2 protein-coding genes are annotated in these 8,494 nt (G+C 40.5%); both read left to right on the top strand.

Translation table 11 applies throughout. The features are described from left to right. Positions 1–2,340 (top strand): SIALI-17 repeat-containing surface protein (locus QM887_RS09825; protein ID WP_414271432.1); only part of this gene is annotated, 2,340 nt, incomplete at its 5' end. A 645-nt stretch (positions 2,341–2,985) separates the two neighbouring features. Beyond that, positions 2,986–8,494 (top strand): accessory Sec-dependent serine-rich glycoprotein adhesin (locus QM887_RS09820; protein ID WP_414271431.1); only part of this gene is annotated, 5,509 nt, incomplete at its 3' end.

The raw sequence follows: 8,494 nt of genomic DNA, 5'->3' as shown, positions 1-8,494 counted from the left end.
ATCGAAAGAAAGACTAAAGAACTTGGTGACGATAAAGAAGCTAAGAAGAAATTAGTTGAGTTGGCAGAGCAAGCTGTTTCAGCTATTCAAGAAGCTAAGACTCAAGATGCAGTAGATAAGGCTTTGGCAACTGGTCTAGCTGCTATCAATCAACTTCAAGCAACTCCGAAAGAGGAACCAAAACCAGAAGAACCAAGCAAACCAGAAGAGTCTAAAGTTGACCGTCATAAAGCGATTGCAGAATTGGCTGCAGCAGTCGAGAAAAAAGCTGCTGAACTTGTCGATGATGTAGCTGCACAGGAAAAACTGGTTGAACTTGGAGAGCAAGCCCTTACTGCCATCAGAGACGCTAAGACTCAGGATGCTGTAGATAAGGCTTTGGCAACGGGTCTAGCTGCTATCAATCAACTTCAAGCAACTCCGAAAGAAGATCCAAAACCAGAAGAGCCAAGCAAGCCAGAAGAACCAACACAGCCAGAGGTACCAAGCAAACCAGAAGAGCCTAAGCTTGACTACGATAAAGCTATGGCAAGCTTGTCCGAAGCCATTAAAAGTAAAACAGCTGAGTTGGGTGATGATAAGGAAGCTAAGAAGAAACTGGTTGAGTTGGCAGAGCAAGCTCTTGCTGCTATCGAAGAAGCTAAGACTCAAGATGCAGTAGATAAGGCCTTGCAAGAAGCTTTGACATCTATCAACAATCTTCAGGCGACACCAAAAGAGGAACCAACTCCAGAAGAGCCTGCAAGACCAGAGGAGCCAAGCAAACCTGAAGAACCAGCACAGCCAGAGGAACCAAGTAAGCCAGAAGAGGAAGTGAAACATTCAACAGTTCCAGCTGAAGGAGATAAGGTCTTAGTTCAAACGCAACCAAGTCTTGAAGTAACTACAGAATCAATCGCCTTTAATACTGTTCGTCGTGAGAATGCCTTCCTAGCTAAAGGTAAGGAACAAGTTGTTTCAGATGGTAAAGCAGGTCAAGTAACGACTTATGTAGAAGTAGATGGAGATACACGTAAGACAGTTAAGGTTGAACGTGAAGAAGCTCAAGATCGTGTCATCGAAGTTGGTACTTATGAAGGAACATCTGAGCCAGCTGGCGGTGTTAAAGAATTGAGCATTAGTCAACCAAGCCTTGAAGTAGTTGAAAAACCAATCCGCTTCAAGACAGTGAAGCAAGAAGACCCAACTCTTCCAGAAGGTAAAACTAGCGTGTCTCAAGTAGGTCGTGAAGGTAAAGAACGTATCATTACCGAAGTGGCATTAGATGGAAGCCGTACTGAAAAACTTAGCGAAGTTGTTGAAGCAGCACAAGATGAGATTGTGTTAGTCGGAACTAAGAAAGTTGAAACAGGTAAAACAGATCCAGCAATCCATGAAGTCCCAGAGTTCACAGGTAGTGTCAATGGCGCAGAGGCTACTAGTCATGAGCTTCCAGAATTTACTGGAGGAGCAAATGGCGAAGAAGTAGCTATTCGTGGAGAAGATCCAGAGTTTACTGGTGGAGTCAATGGACCAGAAGTTGCTATCAACGAGGTCCCAGAGTTCACTGGCGGAGTAAATGGCGCAGAAGCAGCTCTTACCGAAGTTCCAGAGTTCACAGGTAATGTCAATGGAGCAGAAGCTGCTATCAACGAGGTCCCAGAGTTCACTGGCGGAGTAAATGGCGCAGAAGCAGCTCTCACCGAAGTTCCAGAGTTCACTGGTAATGTCAATGGAGCAGAAGCTGCTATCAACGAGGTCCCAGAGTTCACTGGCGGAGCAAATGGCGAAGAAGCAGCTACTCGTGGAGAAGATCCAGAGTTCACTGGTAATGTCAATGGCGCAGAAGCTACTATCAACGAGGTCCCAGAGTTCACTGGCGGAGCAAATGGCGCAGAAGCAGCTACTCGTGGAGAAGATCCAGAGTTTACTGGTGGAGTCAATGGAGCAGAAGCTGCTATCAACGAGGTCCCAGAGTTCACTGGCGGAGCAAATGGCGCAGAAGCAGCTACTCGTGGAGAAGATCCAGAGTTTACTGGTGGAGTCAATGGAGCAGAAGCTGCTATCAACGAAGTCCCAGAGTTTACTGGCGGAGTAAATGGCGCAGAAGTAGCTGTCACCGAAGTCCCAGAATTCACAGGCGGTGTGAATGGAGCTGAGGCAACAATTCATGAAATTCCAGAATACAAGGATATGCAGTCTCTTGTAGCGTCACAAGACAAGGCAAATCAAGCACCTACAAATCGTCAACACAGTCTCCCAGAGACAGGAACTAAAGAAACTGTTACACTGGCAACCTTAGGTGTTGTTGGAGCGCTTCTTGGACTTGCTGCAACGGGAAAGAAAAAAGAGGACGAATAAAATATTGAGCACTCAAAAATTACTTTTGAGGAAGCGTAGATATTATCCAAAAACGCTTGGAGCTGTCTAAGAGATAGAGATTGGACCAAGAAGCTAATCTCGACATTAAAAAGCGGACAAAACTAGTTTTCTGATAGTCAGAATTTAGTCTTGTTCGCTTTTTTCTTGTTTTTAACTGTAGTACATTAGTGAAAGATAGCGGCAGAGGAAAAGGAAATAGATTCTTTCTTTATGAAGTTGGTCTGATGAAAATTTATGTCTTCAACTGTTTAGTTAAGTTCAACAGAGTTGGAAGTCCGATAGAGGAGCTCTCTTTTAATCTATTTGAACGACAGTAAAGGGATTTTTCAGAATGATAGCAATATTCTCGACTTATTTTCAAGAGATATTTGTAGGTAATTTCTCTAGTCTTCTATCATTATATTCATTTTTTTATATGTGTTTTTGGAGTAGATTTGGGATGGGTTTTGAATTATTGGATTCATATTTTTATCTTTGTTTCAAAGGATAAAAAGATAGAATAAATTGTATTTTATATCGTGTTTTTCTTTTAACTGCTCTTTTAAAAACTTTGCGTTAAATTTCTTGCTTTTATACAGTAATAATGTATAATGAAAGTGAATACAATTAAAAAAGGAGACTGACATGTTTTTTAAACGTTCAAACGGAGAATTTCGTGAAACCGATCGAGTGACTCGATTCAAATTGATCAAGTCAGGTAAGAATTGGTTGCGTGCATCTACTTCAAACTTTGGGCTTCTAAAAGTGATTCGAGGTCAAGTCGAAGAAACTATCGTAGCCGAGGTACGTGAAGATGCTGCTTCAGTTAAGGGATTGACTAGTCGAGGTTTCATAAAAGGAATCGTAGTAGCAACAGCTGTCCTCGGTGCAACAACACTTGTAAATACGGGGTATGCTGATGAGCAAGGGAAGGACGCAGTTCCTACATCGGCTTTAGTAAGTTCACCAGAAGTTGCAACAGGATCAGAATCATTAAGTGAGCAAGATTCTAAAGAGTCACCAGTAGTTGGCAATGAATCTGCCACAGAAGCAAAGGTAACAGCAGCAACTTCAACTGAGGTAGCTGAAGATGTTCCAGCGGCGGATGATAAAGCCGTCTTAGAACAAAATGCTTCTGAAGCAGCTTTGTTGACAAAAATTGCAGATAAATATGCGTCAAACCATCAAAATTCAGAGCAAAAAGCAGCAATCAGTGACGCAGTTGCTAAAGTTCAATCAGAATTATCAGCCGGAACTAATTTGACGGAAGCTACTGCTCAATCATACGCTGATCAACGTGCACGTCTGAGCAAGTCAGTAGATGATATGATGGCAACCTTGAAAGCCGCAGGCTTTGAAGGGAACACCACTGTTAACGGAGCACCTGCAGTTTCTGCACAGTTGGCACCAATCTCAACTGAAGGTAACGGGTCTGTAGCTACTTCTCCAGTTATCTCTGAACCAAACGGTGCAACTATTGAAGATGCGGCCTTTAACAAAGCAGGTTACTCTTTGGATCCAAATGCTGACCGTTACACATTTGGTGTATGGCAATTCCTTAAAACGGATCAATCAACTGGCAAGAAAACCTATTTTGATTACTACGCAACACTTTCAGTAGATCGTTCAGCGATTAAAGGTGATCTTTCAGTAAAGCCTGATGTTTACTTGCGTATCATCAAGAAGTCTGATGGTTCTGAAGCCTTCACTCGTACTATCAAAGCTGGTGAAAGCAATATCTCGCTTCCGGGTTACATAACAGATAACAATACGGATGTTACAAATACATTGACTTATACAGGTGCTAACGGAACTGATCCTGGTAACGTGACATTCTCATTCGTTAACCCAAATCTTGAGTATGAAACACTTCAAATTCGTGATACCAACTTCCCAGGTAACGAAAACGAAGATAAACCAAACATTCAAACTTCTGTTCCATATGCAACGGTAAATCAAACAACTCACTATAAAGTAGTTGATAGTAGCAAGTACACAGAAGGAAAACTATATACACCTACTGGAAATGAAACAGATCTTGCATCTTACACTCATACAGGTCTTGCTGGCCAACAATTTACAGCTTCAAACAACCGTGATATCCCTGGATACAAGCATGTAGCTGCTACAACAGATTCTACTCAAAAAACATCTGGTATCCTTGGTAAAGGTGTTGTAGGTCAAAAACTTGTCGAACTTCAGGGTGGAGCAAATCACTATTATGTGAAACGTATATCTGAAATCGTTGATACAGAAGGGTCAACTGTAACTAAATTCTACGCTCTTGATCCGTCTCAAGTTAATAACTTTACTACATCTGATATTGGTACAGAAGATGTATCGAAATACACACTCATTTACACTAGTAAAGTCAATAAGGCTGGTGAAGAGTGGAAGGCTGACGAGACAAAAGTTACAAAAGTAAACAGTAAAAATGGTGATTACTATCTTGAAGTCAACGAAACTGCTGGAAGCAAATCACTCATTATTACTGGTTGGTCGTCTCCTACTGAGACAGATACTTATAAACAAATGGACGGAACTTTGCACACTTATCCACGTCCATTCAAAGGTGCTCCAAACCCTACATTGACACCTGCTGGATCAGGTAATAACAGTTACAACGTCATTGCTGGTAAAGTTCCAGAAATCCAAGCAGAAGGATCTGTTGCCAATGACCCAACTGCTCCAAATGGTAAAGTGTACACCAAATTGAAAGGGTATGCTTCATTCTCGAATAACTATTCAATTCCAAGTAACCTTAAACCATCTACTGATGTAAACTACTACTTTGTCAAGTCTGATGTTAAAGGTAATGTCTATGTTCATTATAAAGATACAGAAGGCAAGACTATTAAACCAGATGTAACCGATGAAAAAGATCAACCAGTTAATAAGGCCTACGATACAGTTGTAGACAATCGTCCGAACGAGATTACATTCGAAGGTAAGACTTACGAGTTAGTCCCAGCTGGTAACTACACAGTAGGTGAAGTTGATGACCAAGGTCACCTTAAGTCATCAGACCCAACAACAGGTGTAGTTGCTAAAGAGGATAAGAATGTAACTTACATCTACAAACTTAAAGTAGGTGAAGTTGTTATCACTTATGTGGATGAGAAGGGTAAAGAGCTTCAAAAACCTCGTCAAGACACACCAAACTCACCATACGATACACCATATAACACTACTGAAGAAGATGAAAAACCTAACTTCATCAAGGCAGAAGATGGTAAGACCTATAAGATCGTACCGAAGGGTGACTATCCAGTAGGTAAGGTTGATGAAAATGGTCACCTTGAATCATCTGACCCAGTTACAGGTAAGGTTACTAAACCAAAATCAACCATCACTTATGTTTATAAAGAAGTGAATGGTAATGTCTATGTACACTATGTAGATACAGAAGGCAAGACAATCAAGGAAGATGTTACTGATGAAAAAGCTCAACCAGTAGACAAAGACTACGACACAGTTGTAGACAACCGTCCACAAGAGATTGAATTCGAAGGTAATACTTATGAATTGGTTCCAGCTGGTAACTACACAGTAGGTGAAGTTGATAAAGATGGTCACTTGAAGTCAACAGACTCAACAACTGGTAAAGTCATCGAAGGTGATAAGAATGTAACCTATGTTTACAAACTTAAAGAAAAGCCAAAAGGTGAAGTAGTTATTACTTACGTGGATGAGAAGGGTAAAGAGCTTCAAAAACCTCGTCAAGACACACCAAACTCACCATACGATACACCATATAACACTACTGAAGAAGGTGAAAAACCAAACACAATCAAGAGTGAAGATGGTAAGACCTATAAGATCGTACCGAAGGGTGATTATCCTGTAGGTAAGGTTGATGAAAATGGTCACCTTGAATCATCTGACCCAGTTACAGGTAAGGTTACTAAACCAAAATCAACTATCACTTATGTTTATAAAGAAGTGAATGGTAATGTCTATGTCCACTACGTTGATACAGAAGGCAAGACAATCAAGGAAGATGTTACTGATGAAAAAGCTCAACCAGTAGACAAAGACTACGACACAGTTGTAGACAACCGTCCACAAGAGATTGAATTCGAAGGTAAGACTTACGAATTGGTACCAGCTGGTAACTACACAGTAGGTGAAGTTGATAAAGAAGGTCACTTGAAGTCAACAGACCCAACAACTGGTAAAGTCATCGAAGGTGATAAGAATGTAACCTATGTTTACAAACTTAAAGAAAAGCCAAAAGGTGAAGTAGTTATTACTTACGTGGATGAGAAGGGTAAAGAGATTCAAAAACCTCGTCAAGACACACCAAACTCACCATATGACACACCATATAACACAACTGAAGAAGGTGAAAAACCAAACACAATCAAGAGTGAAGATGGTAAGACCTATAAGATCGTACCGAAGGGTGATTATCCTGTAGGTAAGGTTGATGAAAATGGTCACCTTGAATCATCTGACCCAGTTACAGGTAAGGTTACTAAACCAAAATCAACTATCACTTATGTTTATAAAGAAGTGAATGGTAATGTCTATGTCCACTACGTTGATACAGAAGGCAAGACAATCAAGGAAGATGTTACTGACGAAAAAGCTCAACCAGTAGACAAAGACTACGACACAGTTGTAGACAACCGTCCACAAGAGATTGAATTCGAAGGTAATACTTATGAATTGGTTCCAGCTGGTAACTACACAGTAGGTGAAGTTGATAAAGATGGTCACTTGAAGTCAACAGACTCAACAACTGGTAAAGTCATCGAAGGTGATAAGAATGTAACCTATGTTTACAAACTTAAAGAAAAGCCAAAAGGTGAAGTAGTTATTACTTACGTGGATGAGAAGGGTAAAGAGATTCAAAAACCTCGTCAAGACACACCAAACTCACCATACGATACACCATATAACACAACTGAAGAAGGTGAAAAACCAAACACAATCAAGAGTGAAGATGGTAAGACCTATAAGATCGTACCGAAGGGTGACTATCCAGTAGGTAAGGTTGATGAAAATGGTCACCTTGAATCATCTGATCCAGTTACAGGTAAGGTTACTAAACCAAAATCAACTATCACTTATGTTTATAAAGAAGTGAATGGTAATGTCTATGTACACTATGTAGATACAGAAGGCAAGACAATCAAGGAAGATGTTACTGATGAAAAAGCTCAACCAGTAGACAAAGACTACGACACAGTTGTAGACAACCGTCCACAAGAGATTGAATTCGAAGGTAATACTTATGAATTGGTTCCAGCTGGTAACTACACAGTAGGTGAAGTTGATAAAGATGGTCACTTGAAGTCAACAGACTCAACAACTGGTAAGGTTATCGAAGGCGATAAGAATGTAACCTATGTTTACAAACTTAAAGAAAAGCCAAAAGGTGAAGTTATTATCACTTATGTTGATGAGAAGGGTAAAGAGATTCAAAAACCTCGTCAAGACACACCAAACTCACCATACGATACACCATATAACACTACTGAAGAAGGTGAAAAACCAAACACAATCAAGAGTGAAGATGGTAAGACCTATAAGATCGTACCGAAGGGTGACTATCCAGTAGGTAAGGTTGATGAAAATGGTCACCTTGAATCATCTGATCCAGTTACAGGTAAGGTTACTAAACCAAAATCAACCATCACTTATGTTTATAAAGAAGTGAATGGTAATGTCTATGTACACTACGTTGATACCGAAGGCAAGACAATCAAAGAAGATGTGACTGACGAAAAAGCTCAACCAGTAGACAAAGACTACGACACAGTTGTAGACAACCGTCCACAAGAGATTGAATTCGAAGGTAAGACTTACGAATTGGTACCAGCTGGTAACTACACAGTAGGTGAAGTTGATAAAGAAGGTCACTTGAAGTCAACAGACCCAACAACAGGTAAAGTCATCGAAGGTGATAAGAATGTAACCTATGTTTACAAACTTAAAGAAACACCAGCTGAGCCTAAGGGTAACGTTTATGTTCACTATGTAGATACCGAAGGCAAGACAATCAAGGAAGATGTTACTGACGAAAAAGCTCAACCAGTAGACAAAGACTACGACACAGTTGTAGACAACCGTCCACAAGAGATTGAATTCGAAGGTAAGACTTACGAATTGGTACCAGCTGGTAACTACACAGTAGGTGAAGTTGATA

This window comes from Streptococcus infantis, from assembly GCF_047460875.1.
Classification (GTDB): Bacteria; Bacillota; Bacilli; order Lactobacillales; family Streptococcaceae; genus Streptococcus; species Streptococcus infantis_AA.
This window is presented reverse-complemented; position numbering and strand designations above follow the sequence as displayed.